We start from the raw sequence: 21,424 nt of genomic DNA, 5'->3' as shown, positions 1-21,424 counted from the left end.
AAAATGAACACATATTTAATTACTGGTGGTGCAGGTTTTATTGGATCTAATTTTATTATATTTATGCTTAAAAAGTATACTAATATAAGAATAATAAATTTAGATAAATTAACGTATGCGGGGAATTTACAAAATTTAAAAGTTATAGAAAATGACAAAAGATATAAATTTATTCAGGGAGATGTATGTGATAAAGAATTAGTTTTAGAGTTATTTAAAAAAAATGATATAAATTATGTAGTGCATTTCGCAGCAGAATCACATGTAGACAGAAGTATAAAAAACCCAGAAATATTTATAAAGACTAACATTATGGGTACAGTAAATTTGCTAAATTGTTCAAAAAATGCATGGCTAAAGGAAAACAAATGGAAAATAGGAGTAAAATATATTCAAATTTCAACAGATGAAGTTTATGGATCTTTAGGTAGAGAAGGTTATTTTACGGAAAAAACGCCATTAAACCCTCATAGTCCATATTCATCAAGTAAGGCAGGAGCGGACCTATTGGTTAAATCTTACTTTGATACGTATAATATGCCAGTTAATATAACAAGGTGTTCTAATAATTATGGTCCTCACCAATTTCTAGAAAAACTGATACCACTTACAATAAATAATTGTTTAAATCATAAATGTATACCTATATATGGAGATGGACTAAATGTAAGAGATTGGCTTTATGTTGAAGATCATTGTAAAGCAATAGATAAAGTTGTAAACAATGGAAAAGAAGGAGAGATATATAATATTGGAGGTCACAATGAAAAATTTAATATAGATATAGTAAAAAAAATTATAAGTTATATAAATGAAAACGTAGATAAGGATGTGACAGAAAAATTAATAAGATATGTAAAAGATAGAAAAGGTCATGATAAAAGGTATGGTATAGATGCTAAAAAAATAAAAAAAGAATTAAGCTGGTATCCTGAAGTCTCTTTTGAAATTGGAATAAAGGAAACAATTAAGTGGTATTTAGATAATAAATAAAAATATGTAGACTTCAAAATAAAGACAAATAATAAATCTATCTAATTTTGTATTAAAAAATATAACAATATATTATTTAATATGAATATATTTAACATGGAGGAAATAAATTATGAAGGAAGAGAGAGCTTTATATTATAATTCAGTGTACACTGCAGGTGGAGCCAATAAATCATATCATAAACATTATTCTAAAAGTCAGTACATTGAAATTTGGAATAAGGCGTTAGAACTTATAAAAGGAATAAAAAACTGTAGTATATTAGATGTTGGATGTGGACCAGGACAGTTTGCTAATTTACTTTTTGATAACAATATAAATAATTATATGGGATTGGATTTTAGTACTGTAGCTATAGATTTAGCCAAAAAGATTAATCCTAGATATAAAGAAAAATTTTTATGTGATGATATATATACTTCTAATGTTTACAAAAAGGGATATAATGTAATAATAATGTTGGAAGTATTGGAACATCTTCAAGAAGATATGAAAGTATTAAAAAATATAGAAAAAGAAAGTAATGTTATATTTTCTGTTCCTAATTTTATATGTAAAGGACATGTTAGATGTTTTAAAAATAAATTTGAAATAGTAAATAGATATAAAGATATAATTGATATAAAACAGATATTTGAATATAAATTAAGTTCAACAGGTAAAATATATTTAGTAGATAGTATTAAAATTTAATTTGTATATAATTAAAAATTTTAATTATAAAAGCAAAGAATTAAAAATTAATTAATATGAATAAAATGACTAAATTTAATATAATATTGTAAATTTAGTTATTTTATTTGTTCTAATACTGTTATTATGTATTAGTATAAGTTTTATAGGATTGATAGTTATAATTTTTTTTGCATCAAATCAAACATTATTTATATAATATGCTGTAATATCATTCATAAATTCAGTTCTTTTGTTATAATTAAATTATAATATTGACAGGTGGTGTTTTTATGAATGATTACTTAAAAGTATCTGATAACCTTATAAACTTTATATATGATAGTCCTTCGCCTTTTCATGTTGTAGAAAATATTAAATATATTCTTGATTCAAATGATTTTGAAGAACTTAAAGAATGTGAAAGATGGGATCTTGTAAAAGGTGGGAAGTACTATGTTACAAAAAACGATTCTGCTATAATAGCTTTTAGTATAGGAGATAAAGATATTGAAAATAGTGGATTTAGAATAGTAGGAGCTCATACAGATTCACCTACATTTAAGATAAAACCAAATCCACATATATTTTCTAAAGGAGATTATGTAAAATTAAATACAGAGGTGTATGGGGGACCAATATTAAATACTTGGATGGATAGACCTTTATCTTTAGCAGGTAGAGTTACAGTTAAAGGCAAAAATCCATTTAATCCTGAAACGAAATTAATTAATGTAAAAAAACCAATAATTATAATACCTAATTTAGCTATTCATATGAACAGAGAGGTAAATAAAGGTTATGAATTAAATAGACAAAAAGATATGTTACCTATACTTGGAATGATAAATGAAAAGTTAGAAAAAAAAGACTATTTAACAAATATATTGTGTAGAGAGTTAAATATAAAAAAATCTGATATATTAGATTTTGAATTATTTTTATATGAGTTTGAAAAAGGCTGTGTAATGGGAATGGATAATGAATTTATATCTTCTCCTAAATTAGATGATTTAACTATGGTTCATGCAGGACTAAAAGCTTTAGTAGAAACAGATATAGAAAATTCAAGTAAAATGCTAGTTTGTTTTGATAATGAAGAAGTAGGAAGTTCTACAAAACAAGGGGCAGATTCTCCTCTTCTTTCAAATGTAATAGAAAGAATAGTTTTAGCTTTAGGAAAAGATAGAGAAGATTATTTTAGAACTCTTTCTAAATCATTTATTATATCTTGTGATTCTGCTCATGCAGTTCATCCAAATAGAGAAGAAAAAGCGGATCCAACTAATAAACCTATAATAAATCAAGGTCCAGTTATAAAAATTAATGCTAATCAAAGTTATACATCAGATTCATATTCTACATCAGTATATGAAGAAATATGCAATGTAGCTAAAGTACCTGTTCAAAAATTTGTTAATAGATCTGACGAAAGAGGTGGGTCTACAATAGGGCCTATATCTTCAACACATGTTAATATTAATTCTGTAGATGTTGGAACTCCTCTTTTAGCTATGCATTCTATTAGAGAACTAGGTGGAGTAAAAGATCAAGTCTATATGATAGAATCATTAAAGAAGTTTTATACTTTAAAATAATAAATTTAACATAAAAATTGTTGATTTATATTAAAATCTATGTTAAACTAATAAAAATTTAAAAAAACGAATAATTATGTTACTTATGGAGAGGCGCCAGAATTATTAGTATCTATTTTGAACCGGCAGGTTATGATAAATAGAGAAAGGAATTGTGGCCGAAGGAAATAAATTTGGCAAAGTTTTTTCCTGGATTTACACATAATATGTGTAAAGCTGTCACGTTTTAGTGGAGAGCTACATAGGTACACTAGGGTTGTATTAATATATTATTATATAGATAGTATAAGTGCAGCAAAGGTGTTCCTTTGTTGCACTTTAATTTTATATTAAAAAAGGGGGATTAACATGTCTATAGTTGTTCAAAAATATGGTGGGAGTTCTGTTGGAACTATTGAAAAAATAAAAAAAGTTGCTGAATCTGTTATCAGCAAAAAAAAGCAAGGGCATGATGTAGTAGTAGTAGTTTCAGCTATGGGCGATACTACAGATAATTTAATATGTTTAGCAAAAGAAGTAACTTGTAATCCAGATAAAAGAGAGCTTGATGCTTTGATATCTACTGGGGAAATGATGTCATCTTCTCTACTTGCCATGACTATAAAAAGTTTAGGATTTGAATCTATAAGTTATACCGCTTATCAAGTAGGAGTAAAGGCTAATGGTATGCATGGAAAATCATTTATAGATGATATAGATGACAGTAAAATTAAAGAAAGTTTAAAAATGGGAAGAATAGTTGTGATAGCTGGTTTTCAGGGGATAAACCAAGAAGGAAATATAACTACTTTAGGAAGAGGTGGATCAGACACTTCAGCAGTAGCTATTGCAGCAAAATTAAAAGGAAGCTGTGAGATATACACAGATGTAGATGGTATATATAGCATAGATCCTAGAGTATATAAAGATGCTAAAAAATTAGATTATATAGAGTATGAAGAAATGTTAGAGTTATCTAGTTTAGGAGCTCAAGTTATGCATTCTAGAGCGGTAGAACTTGGTCAAAAATATGATATACCTATATATGTTGGATTAAGTAACGGAAATGAAAGAGGAACTATTATAAAGGGGATGAATAATATGAATATGGAAATGAAAGCTATAACAGGGCTAGCAACAAGTGATGATGATGTGTCAATAACAATTGAAGATGTATCAAACAATATAAATATAATATCAGATATATTTAATAAAGTAGCTGAAAGACATATAAATATAGATATGATAAGTCAAACTGCACCTATAAATAATACAGTTAATTTATCTTTTACTATACCAAAAGAAGATGTAGAAGAATGTATGGGAATTATAGAAGAATACAGTAGCAGAGATAAGATTCATATAGATGAAAATATAACAAAATTCTCTGTGGTAGGTATAGGAATGAAAACTACTTCAGGGGTTACTGCTAGAATATTTAAATTATTTAGCGAAAATCATATAGAAGTTAAGATGATAACTACTTCTGAAATAAGAATAACATGTGCTATAAAAAGAGAAGACAAATTTAATGCAGTAAATATAGTAGCAAAAGAATTTAATTTATAGGAAATAGATAGAGGTTATTTACCATAGGAGGAAATTTTATGAATTTGTTTGGAAGTATGAATGTTAGAGATAATGCTCTATATATAGGGGAAATAAGTGCTAAAAGTTTAGCAGAAAACTTTGGTACTCCTTTATATGTTATGGATGAAGAGCTTATGAGACAAAGCTGTAAAAGTTACATCGAAAATTTTAAAGTAAAAGAATCAGGAAATAAAGTTGCTTACGCAGGAAAAGCTTTTTTAACTAAAGCTATGTGTAATCTTATAAATGAAGAAGGAATGTGCTTAGATGTAGTATCTGGTGGAGAATTATATACAGCTTATAAGAGCGGTTTTCCTATGAACAAAATCTATTTTCATGGTAATAATAAAACAAAAGATGAGATAGAGATGGGTATAAAACTTGGAGTAGGTAAATTTGTAGCGGATAATTTTTATGAATTAGAACTTATAAGTAGTATAGCTAAAAAGCTTAATAAAACTCAAGAAGTTTTATTAAGAGTAACTCCAGGAATAGAAGCTCATACTCATAGTTATATAAAAACAGGACAATTAGATTCAAAATTTGGTTTTACTGTATTAGATAATATAGTTTTAAAAGCAGTTAAAACTTGTAGCGATTTAGATAATATTGAATTTATGGGCTTCCATTGTCATATAGGCTCACAAATTTTTGAAACAAAGCCTTATGAAGAAGAAGTTGATATATTATTTGAATTAGCAAATAATGTACAGAAGGAACTAGGTATAGAAGTAAAAGAAATAGATTTAGGTGGAGGATTCGGTATATATTATAAAGAAGGTGATGAACCTAAATCTGCTAAAACATTCTGTACTTCTATATTAAATCAAGCTGAAAAAGTTTGTGAAAAGCTTAATATGAAAATGCCTATATTAGTTATAGAACCAGGAAGATCAATTGTAGGAAATGCTGGTACAACTTTATATTCTGTTGGATCTATAAAAGAAATTCCATCTGTAAGAAAATATGTTTCTGTAGATGGAGGAATGACTGATAATATACGACCAGCACTATATAATTCAGAATATGAGTGTATGGTATGTAATAATATAAAAAGTGAAGTCAGTAATGAAGTTAGATTGGTAGGGAAATGCTGTGAATCTGGAGATGTACTTATAAATAATATAAGTATAACAGAGCCTAAAACAGGAGATATATTAGCAGTATTAAATACAGGAGCATATGGATATTCTATGTCTAGTAATTATAATAAAATACCAAGGGCAGCAGTTGTTTTAGTTAATAAAGATAAAGCTAAAGTAATTTGTAAAAGACAAACTTATGATGAATTAATTTCAAATGAATTGGATTTATAAAATATACTAGCATACTGGCTTATTTATTTTTTTAATGTGCCTTAGTTAATTAATAATTAGATAATATAGAGTTATCTAATATTTTATAAAAAGGGAATGTTTAAATAGAAGATGATTTTATTTAAATATTCTCTTTGTTGTTATTAAGGATATAGTGAAAACACACTCTATAGATTACAGCATATTATAAATATTGTAATTAGATGAAAGGAATGAACAATATGTATATGTGTAATCCTTATAGAATGTGTGTATGTCCTTATTGGATGTGTATGCCAAATCCTATGTATAATTTTTATAATAAAGGCCAGATGCCTTATTATTCTCCACAAAAATGCTCAATTAAATTAAAAGATTATGGTCCTAATCCTTTTGTAGTAAATATTGAAGAGGCTACTAAGAAAAATAATACTTATCGCACTGCTCTATGGACAGGAGATCATTTACAACTTACATTAATGAGTATAGGTGTTGGAGAAGATATTGGATTAGAAACTCACCCTAACCTTGATCAATTTATACGTATTGAAGAAGGCGAAGGAATTGTTAAAATGGGAGATAGTAAAGGTAATTTAAATTTTCAAAGAAAAGTTTATGACGATTATGCAATCTTTATACCAGCAGGAAAATGGCATAATTTAATAAATACTGGTGATAAGCCTATAAAATTATATTCTATTTATGCACCACCAGAGCATCCACGTGGTACAGTTCATGAAACAAAAGCTATTGCAGAAGCTGCTGAAGAAAATTATTAGTACTCATATAATCTTTAATTTATTATTTATTTTAATATATTTAAGTAGATATTTTTAAATACAATATATAAATAAAAAGAGAAGTAAAATTAAATATTTTACTTCTTTTTTTTTAGGATAATTATTAGTTAATATACTAATTTTTTTTAAAATGGAAGATTAAAATAGTTTCATTTTATATATTTTAAGGTAAGGATATTTAAAAAATAAATAAATTAAAATAATATTTTGAAAAGTAAATGGCAATAATATTGTAAGTATAACTTTTCATTTAGGAAGGATGGATAAGATGGTTAGATATTTAGCAATAATATTGATTATAACTACAGTTATTTTAATTTATTCATTATATAAAAATTATTTATGCAGTAAGGAAAATTATAGTGATGAAATTATAGATGATATGAATAATATATATTCAAATTTAACTTTAGATAATGAAAAGTTAAAAGAATATGCTAAAGAAATTTCAGAGAATTATTCTACAACTTCAAATAGAAAATGTAGAAGATTTATATTAAAAAATTTAGATAAAAGTTATAAAAAAATAATAAAAAATTATACGAATATAGGTAATTTAAATGAAAATGGAGTCTTGAATGTACCAGCTGGAGAGTGGCTTTTAGATAATGTATACCTTATAGAAAAAGAATATAAAGATATAAAAAGAAATATGCCATCTTCTTATTATATGAAACTTCCTGTTATAGATAAAGGAAATATGAAGTGTTTTCCTAGGATATATAAAATTGCTTTAGAAATAATATCTAAAACAGATGGAAAAATAAATGGAGATATTATAATAGATTTTATAACCTCTTATCAAAAAAATAGTATTTTAAGTAGTGGAGAAATATGGGCACTTCCAATAATGCTTAGAATAGCATTAATACAGAAAATTTCTTTAATATCAGATGAAATAATATATATACAAAATGAAAGAAAAAAAGGAGAAGAATTAGCAGATCATGTTATAGATTATAATGATAGACAAAAATTAGATAAAGTTATAGAAGAACTTAAAGAAAAATCAATAGATTTTACACCATATTTTACTGAAAAATTTGTAAACATTATAAAAGACAATGGAGTAAACAATATAGAGTTATATGATTTAATAAATGAAAATTTACAAAGGCAAGAAACTTATTTAGAAAATATAATAAATTTTGGACATAGAAAGCAATCTAAGCAACAGATGATTATAGGAAATTGTATAACAGCAATGAGAACTATAGAAGCAATAGATTGGAGAAATGTTTTTGAAAGAACTAGTATTGTTGAAAAAATACTATTAAAAGATCCTTCAGGAATATATGGCAAAATGGATTTTCCATCTAAAGATAACTACAGACATACCATAGAAAAAATGTCTAAAAAAATAAAGTTACCAGAAACATATATAGCTCAAAAAGCTATAGAGTGTGCTGAAAATATTAAAGAATCTGAGGACCAGTATAAATCTCATGTTGGCTTTTATATAGTAAAAGAAGAAGGAAGAAATAAGTTAGAAGAAAAAATAAATTATAGAAAAAAAATTAAAGATAAATTTAAAATATTTTTATCAAAACATAAAGTATCTCATTATATAAGCTTTTTAAGCTTAGGTACTATAATTTTTGATTTATTAGTATTATTTTCAATTTATTATACAGAAACTAATTTCAATATATATTCAGTAATTTTTCAATTTTTAATTTTACTAATTCCTTGTAGTGAAATTATATTTTCCATAGTTAATTGGACTTTGAATAATTTAATGGAACCAGATTATATTCCTAAACTAGAATTCAAAAATGGTATACCAGAGGAAAGTTCTACTGTAGTAGTAATTCCTACATTAATAAATAACAAAAAAAGAGTAAATGAGCTTATGGATGAAATGGAAGTATACTATTTAGCAAATAAAGAAAAAAATATTTATTTTGCTCTTCTTTCTGATTTTAAAGATAGTAATAAAAAAGAGAATAAAGAAGATAAAGGAATAATTGATGAAGCACTTAAAAAAGTAAAATTATTAAATGATAAGTATTCAAAAGAGGGAGAAAATATATTTTTCTTTTTCAGTAGATATAGAAAATTTAATAAAAAAGAAAACTTATGGATGGGCTGGGAAAGAAAAAGAGGTAAACTAGTAGAATTTAATAAAATGATAAGAGGAGATAAAAATACTAGTTACGATGTGTTTAGTAGTGATATTTCTCCACTAAAAAAGGTTAAGTATGTAATAACTCTAGATGCGGATACAAAACTACCAAGAGATAGTGCTAAAAAATTAATAGGAGCAATGGAACATATATTAAATAGACCTGTAATAGATAAAAAAAATAAAAGAGTTGTTTTTGGATATGGATTAATGCAACCTAGAATAAGTGTTAGTATAGAAAGTGCAAATAAGACTACTTTTTCTAGTATTTTTTCAGGAGAAGTAGGGATAGATATGTATACTACAGCTATTTCAGATACATATCAGGATTTATTTAATGAAGGAATTTATACAGGAAAAGGAATATATAATTTAGACGTTTTTAACTATATGTTATCTGATGAAATACCTGAAGATACTGTTTTAAGTCATGATTTATTAGAAGGATCTTATGTTAGAGCAGGCCTTGTTACAGATATTGAACTTATAGATGGATACCCAGCATACTATATTTCTAATGCTAAAAGAATACATAGATGGGTTAGAGGAGATTGGCAATTACTTCCTTGGATAAAAAGCAAATCTATTAATAGACTGTCAAAGTGGAAGATTATTGATAATTTAAGAAGAAGTTTATTATCTGTATCTATAGTATTTTTAATAATTTTATCATTAATTTTTCCTTTTGGAACGGAAACTATGATAACTATAGGTTTTATCTCTGTTGTTGCACCTATATTATTTAATGTTTCAGATACTGTTGTATCTCCAATTGTAGGATTAAGTTTATCTGGAAAGATTGATGGAATAAAGAGAATATGTAGTCAATTTTTCTTAATATTTACTTTTATACCTCACAAAGCTTATTTAATGGTGGATGCTATAATAAGAACTCTTTATAGAATTAGTATAAGTAAGAAAAACTTATTACAGTGGCAAACAGCAGAAGATGCAGAAAGATTATCAGGAAAAAATTTAAAAAACTATATATCTAATATGTGGATAGCAAGTTTTCTTTCTATTGTTATAGGGTATTTTGCTTATATAAAGTCTTTAAGTATATTTTTATTTGTTATTCCTACATGTATAATATGGTTTTTTAGTCCCTATATTGCTTACTTTGTAAGTAAAGATAAAAAGAAAAAAATAAGACTTAATGAAGAAGATGAATTTTTACTTAGAAATTTAAGCTTAAGAACTTGGACATATTTTAAAGATTATGTATGTGAAAATACAAATTGGTTAAGTCCAGATAATTATCAAGAAGAGCCATATAAAGGTATTGCTTATAGAACATCACCTACTAATATAGGTATGGGTATAACTTCAAATATAGCTGCCTATGATTTAGGGTTTATAGGAACAACAGAATGTTTACAAAGGATAAAAAATACTTTAGATAACATGGATAAATTAGATAAATATAAAGGACATTTTTATAATTGGTATAACATCAAAACTATGAAACCTTTAAATCCTAGGTATATTTCAGCAGTTGATAGTGGTAATTTAGTAGGATATTTGTGGGTAACTAGTAAGGCTATAGAAGGATTTTTAAATAAGCCTTTAATAAGAGAAGAACAAGTAAAAGGATTAGATTCCTTAGTTCACTTAGCAAATGATGAACTGAAAGATAACGAAGATGAGGAAGATTTTTATAATAAAGAAATATTTTTACTCCAAAATTTAAAATTAAATATTGTATCTTGGAGTAATATATTAAATAAAATAAATACAAGATCTAAAGAATTGATCAATTTAAATATAAATAAAAAAGAATTATATTGGAATTTAAAACTTCAAAAAGCAGTAGATAGTTTACTTATAGAGTTAGAAAATATTTTTCCTTGGAAAAATCAAGAATATAATGATAACAATTTACTAAAAACTTTAGATAAAGATGTGATAAAAGGATATACAGAAGGGTCTATTAAAGACTTAAAAGAATCTTTAGTAAAATCTAAAAAGTATTTACAAGATGATAAAGAAAATGAAAATAATTTTATAGATGCTATAGAAATTGCTATAACTAACATAGAGAATTTAAAAAATAATATTTATGATTTAATAAATAGATTAAATATATTATCAGATGAAACGGATTTTTCAATTTTGTATGATAAAGAGAGAAATTTATTTTCTATAGGATATAATTTTGATTGTGGTAAACTAGAAAAATGTTATTATGATTTGTTAGCTTCAGAAGCTAGGCAAGCCAGCTTTGTAGCTATAGCTAAAGGCGATATTCCAAAAGATAACTGGGTTACTTTAGGAAGATCTTTATCTAAAATGGCAAGGCATAAAGGATTGGCTTCTTGGAGTGGAACTATGTTTGAATATTTTATGCCACTTTTAATAATGAAAAATTATCCTAATACATTATTAGATCAAACATATAAAGCAGTAATTGAAGCGCAAAAAAATTATGGAGAAACAAGAAATATACCTTGGGGTATATCAGAATCTGCATATTATAGTTTTGATCCAGATTTAAACTATCAATATAGAGCTTTTGGTGTTCCAGGTATTGGAATAAAAAGAGGATTAGAAAAAGATTTAGTTGTATCACCTTATTCTACAGTATTAGCATTACAAGGAAATTTGAAAGATAGTATTGAAAATATTAAAAGATTAACTTCATTAAACGCTATTGGAAGACATGGGTTTTATGAGGCCATAGATTATACTAAAGATAGATTAAGTAAAGATAAAGAAAAATTGATTGTAAAATCTTTTATGGTACATCACCAGGGTATGAGTTTAATGGCTTTAGATAATGTTATAAATAATAATATATTTCAAAATAGATTTCACTCTATACCTGAAGTTAAAGCTACGGAACTATTGTTACAAGAAAAAGTATCAAAACGAGTTGTCTTTGAAAGAAAGAAAAATAAGTATGATCAAAATATAGAAAATAAAGAAGTTAATATTTATAGTAGAGTGTATAATACTCATAAAAGCAATATACCAAGAGTTAATATGCTATCTAATGGTAACTATTCTTCTATTATTAGTAATAAAGGTAGTGGATATAGTAAAGCAGGAGATATATCAATATACAGATGGAGAGAAGATGTAACTTTAGATTCTAGTGGAATGTTTTTTTATATAAAAAACATAAACTCTAATGAATTTTGGTCTGCTACCTATGAGCCATGTAAAAATGAAGGAGAGGAACATAAAATTATATTTTTCCCAGATAAAGCTGAGTTTTCAAGAAAAGATGGGAATATAATGACAAAAACAGAAATTATAGTTTCTCAAGAAGAAGATGCAGAAATAAGAAATATATCTATAACCAATACTGGAAATCATAGCAGAATTATTGAAGTAACTAGTTACTTAGAATCAACTTTAGCAAATTTTAATGCAGATTTAGTTCATCCTGCTTTTAGCAATTTATTTATGAAAACAGAATATTTAAATGATCCATTTTGTATAGCTGCAAACAGAAGACGTAGAAGTAAAAAGGATAAGTCTTTATGGCTTATGCAAACAGTAGCAGTTAATGGAGAAAAAATTGGAGATTTTGAATATGAAACTAGTAGAATAAATTTTATAGGAAGAGGAAGAAACTTAGCTTCTCCAAGAGCTTTAGATAGTGATTTTACATTAAAAGGAACTATAGGAGCGGTGTTAGATCCTATAATAAGCATAAGAGTAAGGATAAAAATACCTAAAGGAGAAACTTGTAATGTAGCATATACAACAGCAGTTTCTAATTCTAAAGATAGAATAATTAATATTGCTAAAAAATATAGAGATATAAACAATGTGGTGAGAGCTTTTGATTTGGCTTGGACCCAAAGTAAACTTCAAATGAAGTATTTAGATATAAAGTCATCTCAAGCTAATATATATCAATATTTAGCATCAAATATATTGTTTATAAATGATAATTTAAAACATAGAGAAAAATATATAAAAAATATAAAAGGTAGTCAAAAAGATTTGTGGGCCTATGGAATATCAGGAGATACTCCTATAATGCTTATTACTATAAATAGTGAAAAAAATATAGATAGTATAAGAAGAATACTTACTATGTATAAGTATTGGCAGATCAAGGGACTACAAGTAGATACAGTTATAGTTAATACTAAAGAAAGTTCATATATTACACCGGTAGAAAATTCAATTTTAGATTTAATAAATAGTTTAGGATTAACAGAGAAAAGAAATAAGCCTGGTGGAATATTTGTGTATAGTACTTCTACAATGGATGAAAAAGATTTTAAACTATTAAAAGGTATTTCTAGAATATATATAGACTGCGAAAAAGGAGAATTAATTAAGCAGATAGATGTATGTAATGAATTAAAAGATGATAACTCAAATTTATTAGTTAAAAAAGATATGAATTTTAAGATTAAACCATATAGTTTTGAAATCCCAAAACTTAAATATTTTAATAATATAGGTGGTTTTGATGTAGAAAACAGTGAATATACAATGGTGTTAAAAGATTATAACAATACTCCACTACCTTGGATAAATGTTATATCAAATAAAAATTTTGGATTCCATATATCAGAAAGTGGATCTTCATATAGTTGGTATAAAAATAGTAGAGAAAATAAAATAACAAATTGGTCTAATGATCCAATTATAGATGGAGAAAGCGAAGAAATTTATATAAGAGATAATGAAACTCTAGAAGCTTTTAGTATTTCACCTAAACCTATTAGAGATAAAGGAGAATATATAATAAGCCATGGCTTTGGATATTCAAAATTCAAGCATTATGCTAAGGGTATAATAGGAGAAATGACAACTTATTGTCCTAAAGAAGATACTTGTAAAATTTCTATTATAAAACTTACAAATAATACTAATGTTCAAAGAAAACTTTCTATAATGTATTATGCCGAGATGGTACTTGGAGTTTCTAAGCAGCTTACTTCTCAATATATATCAACTTACTATGATAAAGAGGATAAATTTATTTATTCTAATAATGCTTATAGTAGTGATTTTAAACATTCTTTAGCTTATCTTAAAATTATTGGAGGAAATAATTCTAGTTTTACAGGAGATAGAACTGAGTTTATTGGTGCAGAGGGAAGTATAGAAAAACCTAAAGCATTAGGTAAGATTAACCTAAATAATAAAGTTGGAGCAGGAGTAGATCCTTGTTTGGCAGAAAGTGTAGAGATTAGTATTAAACCTTCAGAAGAAAAATATATTATAGCTATATTAGGTGCAGAAGATAGTAAAAATAAGATAAAAGATACAATAATAAAATATAAAGATATTGATAATTGTTTTAATGAATTAGAAAAAGTAAAAGTATTTTGGAAAGATTTATTAGGAAATATACAAGTTAAAACTCCTGATGAGAGTATGAACATAATGCTTAATGGATGGTTACTATATCAAGTAATAACTTGTAGACTATGGTCTAGAACAGCATTTTATCAATCCGGAGGAGCCTATGGATTTAGAGATCAACTTCAAGATGTAATGTCTGTTTCTTATGTAAAACCAGAAATGACAAGAAAACAGATAATATATAGTGCATCAAGACAATTTAAGGAAGGGGATGTTCAACATTGGTGGCATCCTATTGTAGATAGTGGAATTAGAACTAGATTTTCTGATGATCTTTTATGGTTACCTTATGTTACTATAGATTATATAAAAAATACTGGAGACTATAGTATCTTAGATGAAGAAGTTAATTATTTAGAAGATTCTCCTTTAAGGGAAGGAGAAGATGAAAGATATACTATTTCTTCTAAATCTTCATATAAAGATAGAATATATGATCATTGTATAAAGGCTATAGACAAAGCTTTAAAGTTTGGTGATCATAATATACCTTTAATGGGATCAGGCGATTGGAATGACGGCATGAGTACCATAGGCAATGGAGGAAAAGGAGAAAGTGTATGGCTTGGTTGGTTTTTATATAGTATATTAACTTCTTTCGTAAAATTATGTAAGTATAAAAATGATGATGAACTAGTTTCAAAATATGATAAGTATATAAAATTTATTAAAGAAAATCAAGAAAAGAATGCTTGGGATGGAAGTTGGTATAGAAGAGCTTATTTTGATGATGGTACTCCACTTGGATCTATACAAAATGAAGAATGTAAGATAGATTCTCTATCTCAATCATGGTCTGTTTTATCTGGAGCAGGAAAAAAGAAAAGAGTAGAAGAAGCTATGGAAGCTGTAGAAAAAAATCTTGTAAGAAAAGAAAAAGGCATGATAGCATTACTTACTCCACCTTTTGATAAATCAAAACTAGAACCAGGTTATATAAAAGGATATTTGCCAGGTGTTAGAGAAAATGGAGGACAATATACTCATGCAGCAATATGGACTGTTTTAGCTTTTGCAAAACTTAAAAGAGAAGATAAGGCATGGAAACTGTTTAATATGATTAATCCTATAAACCATTCAAAATCTTACCTAAATTGTAGCATATACAAGGTAGAACCTTATGTTATGACAGCAGATATATATGATAGAGAGCCTCACATAGGTAGAGGAGGATGGAGTTGGTATACTGGAGCGGCTTCATGGATGTATAGAACTGGAATAGAAGGTATACTAGGATTAAAATTTAAAGAGAATAAAGGATTTTATATAGATCCTTGTGTTCCAAAAGAATGGGAAAGCTACGAAATAGACTATAACAGAGGAGAAAGTAGTTACCATATAAATGTAGTGAGAGAAGAAGAAAAAGGAGTATGGGTTAATAATAAACTTATGGAAGATGGTTTAGTTCCTTTTTATGACAAAGGAAAATATAAAGTTAAAGTATCTATATAAACTTAATTATGAGTAAATATAAAATGAAAATATTTATATAGATTTTAATAATTTAATAGACAAAAGAATATAATATAAGGAACATTAAATAAAGTAAAATATAAAAAAATATAATATAAAAAGCAAAAACTAGTGTTAACTATTGACATTTAGTTTATAATATAATATATATAGTATATTATAATTAATAATAGTGAATATAAAAATTTCATTGAAAAGAACAAGTAAGCTTAAATACAGATTTTAAGAGAACTACAGATGGTGAAATTGTAGTAATTATGCTTAAGCCCAATGGATCTTGGAGAAGTTAAAGTGAAAAATTAGTAGCTTTAAACGTTAATCTTTACGTTACAAAGATAGTACTATGAGGAGAAATTTTAAAATTTCTTGAATATAGGTGGTACCGCGTTAATTATACGCCCTATAACTTTTAAGTTATAGGGCGTTTTTTATAATTTCTTACTTAAGAGAGTAGTTTTTTTAAAATATATAGGTAAATTTATATGAAGTTTAAATTATAAAGTTAACATTTTATGGAGGTGTAAATATGGAAGAAAAAAAGAAAGTAATATTTAGTGGAATTCAACCATCTGGTAATTTAACATTAGGAAATTATTTAGGGGCACTAAAAAACTGGGTTAAATTACAAGATGAATATGATTGTTATTATTGTGTAGTAGATTTACATGCTATAACAGTAAAACAAGAACCAAAAGATTTAAGAAGAAGAACATTAGAAGTACTTGCTATATATTTAGCAGCAGGAATAGATCCAGAAAAAAATACTATATTTATTCAATCACATGTTTCTACACACTCAGAAGCTTCATGGCTTTTAAATTGTAATACATACATAGGAGAACTTTTTAGAATGACTCAATATAAAGATAAATCTAAACGTTATGGAGAGTCAGTAAGTGCAGGATTATTAAATTATCCAGTTTTAATGGCAGCAGATATATTATTATATAATGCAGATTTAGTTCCAGTAGGTGGAGACCAAAAGCAGCATTTAGAATTAACTAGAGATATAGCTCAAAGATTTAATAACACATATAGCCCTACTTTTACTATTCCAGAACCTTATATACCAAAATCAGGAGCAAAAATAATGAGTCTTCAAGAACCAACTAAAAAGATGTCTAAGTCTTCTGATAACCCTAATTCATATATTTTAATAATGGATCCACCAAATGTTATAAGAAAGAAAATAAATAGATCTGTAACAGATAGTTTAGGAACAGTTAAATATACTGATGATCAACCAGGTATAAAAAACTTAATGACTATATTAGGAAATATTAAAGGTATGACTATGGAAGAAATAGAGAAAAAATATGAAGGCCAAGGATATGCTAATTTTAAAAAAGATGTAGCTGAAGCTATAGTTGAAGAATTAGAACCAATACAAAATAAAGTTAATGAATATTTAGGAGATAAATCATATTTAGAAGATATATACAAAAAAGGAGCTGAAAAAGCTTATAAAGTATCTTATAAAGTTTTAAGAAAAATGCAAAAGAAAATAGGATTTATTCCTAGATAAAGAATTAAATAATATAAAAAATTAGAGAAAGAGTGTAGAATAAACTTTCTCTAATTTTTTATATAGTATTATATTATTTTATTGAGTTTATACAGAGTATTCCATCTTAATTTTATGTAACTTAAAGATTTTAAAAAATATCATAAAGTATAGAATTTATAATATTTTTCATATATTATAATGTTTTTAATATAAATTTATTTATAACGTGAGCTACTCCGTTTTCTTCATTAGTTTTAGTTGTATAATTTGCTATTTTCTTTAGTTCAGGAAAGGCATTACCCATAGCTACTCCAAGTCCTGCATATTTTACCATATGTATATCGTTTCCTGCATCTCCTATGGAGATTATTTCTTCACTTTTTACTCCAAGTTCTTCTGATAAGTGTTTTAAGCCAGAGCCTTTATTTACCTTATCATTTGAGAATTCTAAGTATATAGGTGCACTTCTCATAATTGTATATTTTTTCTTGAAGTTTTCAGGCATTTTTTCAACAGCAGCATCTATTTTTTCTTTATCTCCAACAAACATAAGCTTAATTATTGATGGGTCATCAGAATTAGCATTAAAATCGAATACTTCTAGTTCTGTATTATTAAGCTTTGCATCTACTTTACTATATTCTGTGATTTTAGGTGTTAAACATTTATTAGATGTAAAAGCAATTAAATCTAAATCAAGTTTTTTACTTAATTCATATAAAGGGCATACATCTTCTTTTAATTTCATGTAGTTTTTAAATATAATTCTTGTACTAGTAGTATTTTGAACCATACCGCCATTAAATGATACTAAGAAATTTTTATCATCAATTAAGTTTAAATCATTAAGATAGTTTTCTACTCCTTTTAAAGATCTACCAGTAGCTAGTACTACGTGGATACCTTTCTTCTTAGCTTCATTTACAGCTTTTATATTTTCTTTAGATATTGTTTTACTATTATTAAGTAGTGTTCCATCCATATCTAAAGCTATCATTTTATACATATAGTAACCTCCAATATTAAAACTTTAAATTCGGTTTTATTATATCATTATGCAATTGTTTTCAGTCAATGAGCAATTATTTACTGTTTAAATGTGTCCTAAGGTTTTAAATAATTTAATTAAAAATGTTAAAAATAAAAAACTATATAGAAAGATTATAAAAGGCCTTAGAAGTATATAATTGAAAATAAGAATAGTAAATGATATAATTTATATGGTTTTGTATAAAATAAATATATAAACAGTTATTATTGATACTTAGAGCTTATAAGAGGATGTACACAATATTTTGCATCCTTTTTTTATTTAAAACTTAACGGTTGACAAGGGAGAGTGAAATATACATATGGCTGATTTAATGAAACAGATAAAGAAAAGAAGAACTTTTGCCATAATATCTCATCCAGATGCAGGTAAGACTACATTAACAGAGAAACTATTGTTATATGGAGGCGCTATCAGGCTAGCAGGTTCAGTAAAATCAAGAAAAACAGCTAGACACGCTACGTCAGATTGGATGGAGATAGAAAAAAAGAGAGGAATATCAGTAACATCATCTGTAATGCAATTTAATTATGATGACCATTGCATTAACATATTAGATACACCAGGACATCAAGATTTTAGTGAAGATACATATAGAACATTAATGGCAGCAGATAGTGCTGTTATGGTTATTGATGGAGCAAAGGGTGTAGAGGCTCAAACAAAGAAATTATTTCACGTTTGTAGCTTAAGAGGCATACCAATATTTACTTTTATAAATAAAATGGATAGAGAAAGTAAAGATCCATTTGAATTATTAGAAGATATAGAAAATGTACTGGGAATAAAATCTTATCCTGTTAATTGGCCAATAGGTTCAGGTAAAGATTTTAAAGGAATATATGACAGAAGTTCAAATTCTATAGAGGTTTTTAATGCTGGAAATCATGGTCAAACAGCAGTAGAATCTAAAAAAGGTAATATAGAAGATGAAACTTTTAAAGAACTTATAGGAGAAGACTTACATTCAAAATTAGAAGAAGACATAGAATTATTGGATGTAGCTGGAGATGAATTTAATTTAGAACAAGTAAAAAAAGGAGAACTTACTCCTGTTTTCTTTGGAAGTGCTTTAACTAATTTTGGAGTGGAACCTTTCTTAAAAGAATTCTTAAATTTAACATCTCCGCCTTTAGCTAGAGAATCAGATAAAGGTGAGATAGATGCCTTTAGTGAAGATTTTTCTGCCTTTGTATTTAAGATACAAGCAAATATGAATCCAGCCCATAGAGATAGAATAGCATTTATGAGAATATGTTCAGGAAAATTTGAAAAAGGTATGGAAGTATACCATATGCAAGGAAATAGTAAAATAAAGCTTGCACAACCACAACAATTTTTAGCTCAAGATAGAGAAATTGTAAATGAAGCTTTTGCAGGAGATATAATAGGTGTATTTGATCCAGGAATATTTAGAATAGGAGATACAATATGTACTCCAAGAAATAAATTTAAATTTGAAGGTATACCTACATTTGCACCAGAACATTTTGCTAAAGTTAGAACTATAGATACTATGAAAAGAAAACAATTTATAAAAGGAATAACACAAATATCACAAGAAGGTGCTATACAAGTCTTTAAAGAAATTAATATAGGAATAGAAGAGCTTATAGTAGGAGTAGTTGGTGTACTTCAATTTGAAATTTTAGAATATAGAATGAAAAATGAATATAATGTTGACATTAAATTAGAAAAAATACCATATAGACATGTACGTTGGATAGAAAATGGTGGAGAAAAGGCTGAACACTTAACACTTACAAGTGATACAAAAATAATTAAAGATTTAAAAGATAGAAACTTATTATTATTCCAAAATGATTGGTCAATAAGTTGGGCACTAGAACATAATGATGGATTAGTATTATCTGATGTAGGTAAAAACTAATAAAGTAATAATATAATATATAAGTCTTTTAACTAATAAGTAAAGTAAGAGCTGTTTTAAAAAACTAAAAGTTTTTAAAACAGCTCTTTTATATATAGATTAAAAATATTTTTTAGTTAATCATATAAACCACTTGTAGAACCAGTTAGTGTATTTTTTAAACAGATGGTTTTTGGGCTACTATAATAACTGTTGTTTAATAGATTCATTAAGAATTTTTTTCCGTACTTTAGTATAAAATCAACTAATTTAACTGTAACAAAAGCTAGAAGCATTCCAGCAAACACATCGATAATCCAATGTATTTCTAGATACATTGTAGAGTATATTACAGAAATACAGAAAAATGACCATATAAATTTGAAAATTTTATCTTTTTCATATAAAACAACTAAAAACATTGCAAATGCTATAGATGTATGCATTGAAGGAAAGCAATTAAGGGTTACCCCAGCTGCTGCATTAGGACTTAAATTCCTAGCTAGTCCATCAGCATGACCGTTAACATACCATACTTCTTGTAGATGAAATGTTAAGTAGAATGGAGTAATTAAAAAAACTTGTACTACATGAGCAGATAAAGCATATCTTATCATTTTTTTAAAGTCTCTTGAAATTGCTGCTCTGTAGATTGGTATTAGAGCAGGAAGAACGAAACCATTGTTATATACTAATCTAAAAAACCAAGTTAGAGTTTCAGTTTTAAATATTCTAGCAAAACCGGCATCATTAAAAGGTATATCCTTAAATAAAGGGTTTAAATCTACAACTATATCTTTACTCATTTGCCAACTTAGCATTTTTCCCCAAAATGAGTAGCCATGTTTATTTATATACATTATAAATAACAAAAAGGGAATAGCTAATATGAGAAAAGGGAGCAATTTTACATCTCTTCTAATTTCTTTATATACTGTTAATGAAGCTATTGCTAATAATATCAAGTAAAATTTTCCGTTTTGAGTCCCAGTTTTTAAAATGGATAATCTTATAAACTCAAATAAAAAACATCCACCAATAATAATGAAATAATAATTTTTTATGAAATTTAATACGTTATCATATAAGGGCTTGTACTTATTTAAATTAGAAAATTTATTCTTATACAAATTAGT

11 protein-coding genes, 1 riboswitch and 1 other annotated feature are annotated in these 21,424 nt (G+C 26.3%); of the genes, 9 read left to right on the top strand and 2 right to left on the bottom strand.

Annotation, left to right across the window (positions count from 1 at the left end; translation table 11 throughout):
- Positions 1 to 3: 3 nt before the first annotated feature.
- The 8 genes from rfbB (at position 4) to trpS (ending at position 17,385) form a co-directional block, all read left to right on the top strand.
- Entirely contained in the window at positions 4 to 993 is a 990-nt protein-coding gene (rfbB, locus tag ABDZ71_RS02240) for a dTDP-glucose 4,6-dehydratase (RefSeq protein WP_343758429.1), read from the top strand.
- Positions 994 to 1,105: 112 nt separating this feature from the next.
- The gene (locus ABDZ71_RS02235) at positions 1,106 to 1,687 is read left to right on the top strand and encodes a class I SAM-dependent methyltransferase (protein ID WP_343758427.1); all 582 of its coding nucleotides are present in this window, start codon (positions 1,106 to 1,108) and stop codon (positions 1,685 to 1,687) included.
- A gap of 272 nt (positions 1,688 to 1,959) precedes the next feature.
- Positions 1,960 to 3,264 carry a M18 family aminopeptidase gene (locus tag ABDZ71_RS02230; protein WP_343758425.1) on the top strand — a complete coding sequence of 435 codons (1,305 nt, stop codon included), beginning with the start codon at positions 1,960 to 1,962 and terminating at the stop codon, positions 3,262 to 3,264.
- Positions 3,265 to 3,344: 80 nt separating this feature from the next.
- Positions 3,345 to 3,512, top strand: a riboswitch (Lysine riboswitch).
- Between the two features lie 100 nt (positions 3,513 to 3,612).
- Positions 3,613 to 4,812, top strand: a complete 1,200-nt coding sequence (locus ABDZ71_RS02225) for an aspartate kinase (RefSeq protein ID WP_343758423.1) — start codon at positions 3,613 to 3,615, stop codon at positions 4,810 to 4,812.
- 38 nt (positions 4,813 to 4,850) lie between these two features.
- Positions 4,851 to 6,149, top strand: a complete 1,299-nt coding sequence (lysA, locus tag ABDZ71_RS02220) for a diaminopimelate decarboxylase (protein ID WP_343758420.1) — start codon at positions 4,851 to 4,853, stop codon at positions 6,147 to 6,149.
- Positions 6,150 to 6,376: 227 nt separating this feature from the next.
- Positions 6,377 to 6,907: a cupin domain-containing protein gene (locus ABDZ71_RS02215; RefSeq protein WP_425544686.1), complete on the top strand. Its 531-nt coding sequence runs from the start codon at positions 6,377 to 6,379 to the stop codon at positions 6,905 to 6,907.
- Between the two features lie 289 nt (positions 6,908 to 7,196).
- Entirely contained in the window at positions 7,197 to 15,839 is an 8,643-nt protein-coding gene (locus ABDZ71_RS02210; RefSeq protein WP_343758418.1) for a glycoside hydrolase family 94 protein, read from the top strand.
- A gap of 202 nt (positions 15,840 to 16,041) precedes the next feature.
- Positions 16,042 to 16,266: a binding site (T-box leader), on the top strand.
- A 120-nt stretch (positions 16,267 to 16,386) separates the two neighbouring features.
- The gene (trpS, locus tag ABDZ71_RS02205; RefSeq protein WP_343758416.1) at positions 16,387 to 17,385 is read left to right on the top strand and encodes a tryptophan--tRNA ligase; all 999 of its coding nucleotides are present in this window, start codon (positions 16,387 to 16,389) and stop codon (positions 17,383 to 17,385) included.
- A gap of 175 nt (positions 17,386 to 17,560) precedes the next feature.
- Here trpS and ABDZ71_RS02200 read toward each other — a convergent pair whose 3' ends face one another.
- Positions 17,561 to 18,373 (bottom strand): Cof-type HAD-IIB family hydrolase, encoded by an 813-nt coding sequence (locus ABDZ71_RS02200; RefSeq protein WP_343758414.1) that lies wholly within the window; start codon positions 18,371 to 18,373, stop codon positions 17,561 to 17,563.
- 346 nt (positions 18,374 to 18,719) lie between these two features.
- Here ABDZ71_RS02200 and ABDZ71_RS02195 point away from each other — a divergent pair, with 346 nt between their 5' ends.
- On the top strand, positions 18,720 to 20,309 hold the full coding sequence (locus ABDZ71_RS02195; protein WP_343758412.1) for a peptide chain release factor 3: 1,590 nt from the start codon (positions 18,720 to 18,722) through the stop codon (positions 20,307 to 20,309).
- Positions 20,310 to 20,425: 116 nt separating this feature from the next.
- Here the strand turns inward: ABDZ71_RS02195 and ABDZ71_RS02190 are convergent, their stop codons facing one another.
- On the bottom strand, positions 20,426 to 21,352 hold the full coding sequence (locus ABDZ71_RS02190) for a phosphatase PAP2 family protein (protein WP_425544685.1): 927 nt from the start codon (positions 21,350 to 21,352) through the stop codon (positions 20,426 to 20,428).
- Positions 21,353 to 21,424: the final 72 nt, after the last annotated feature.

The sequence above is a fragment of the Clostridium oceanicum genome, assembly GCF_039521385.1.
GTDB classification, from domain to species: domain Bacteria; phylum Bacillota; class Clostridia; order Clostridiales; family Clostridiaceae; genus Clostridium_F; species Clostridium_F oceanicum.
This window is presented reverse-complemented; position numbering and strand designations above follow the sequence as displayed.

Bases quoted from the DNA above. Each gene is read 5' to 3' on its own strand.
- rfbB (WP_343758429.1), top strand. From the start codon at position 4: ATGAACACATATTTAATTACTGGTGGTGCAGGTTTTATTGGATCTAAT.
- ABDZ71_RS02235 (WP_343758427.1), top strand. From the start codon at position 1,106: ATGAAGGAAGAGAGAGCTTTATATTATAATTCAGTGTACACTGCAGGT.
- ABDZ71_RS02230 (WP_343758425.1), top strand. From the start codon at position 1,960: ATGAATGATTACTTAAAAGTATCTGATAACCTTATAAACTTTATATAT.
- ABDZ71_RS02225 (WP_343758423.1), top strand. From the start codon at position 3,613: ATGTCTATAGTTGTTCAAAAATATGGTGGGAGTTCTGTTGGAACTATT.
- lysA (WP_343758420.1), top strand. From the start codon at position 4,851: ATGAATTTGTTTGGAAGTATGAATGTTAGAGATAATGCTCTATATATA.
- ABDZ71_RS02215 (WP_425544686.1), top strand. From the start codon at position 6,377: ATGTGTAATCCTTATAGAATGTGTGTATGTCCTTATTGGATGTGTATG.
- ABDZ71_RS02210 (WP_343758418.1), top strand. From the start codon at position 7,197: ATGGTTAGATATTTAGCAATAATATTGATTATAACTACAGTTATTTTA.
- trpS (WP_343758416.1), top strand. From the start codon at position 16,387: ATGGAAGAAAAAAAGAAAGTAATATTTAGTGGAATTCAACCATCTGGT.
- ABDZ71_RS02200 (WP_343758414.1), bottom strand. From the start codon at position 18,373: ATGTATAAAATGATAGCTTTAGATATGGATGGAACACTACTTAATAAT.
- ABDZ71_RS02195 (WP_343758412.1), top strand. From the start codon at position 18,720: ATGGCTGATTTAATGAAACAGATAAAGAAAAGAAGAACTTTTGCCATA.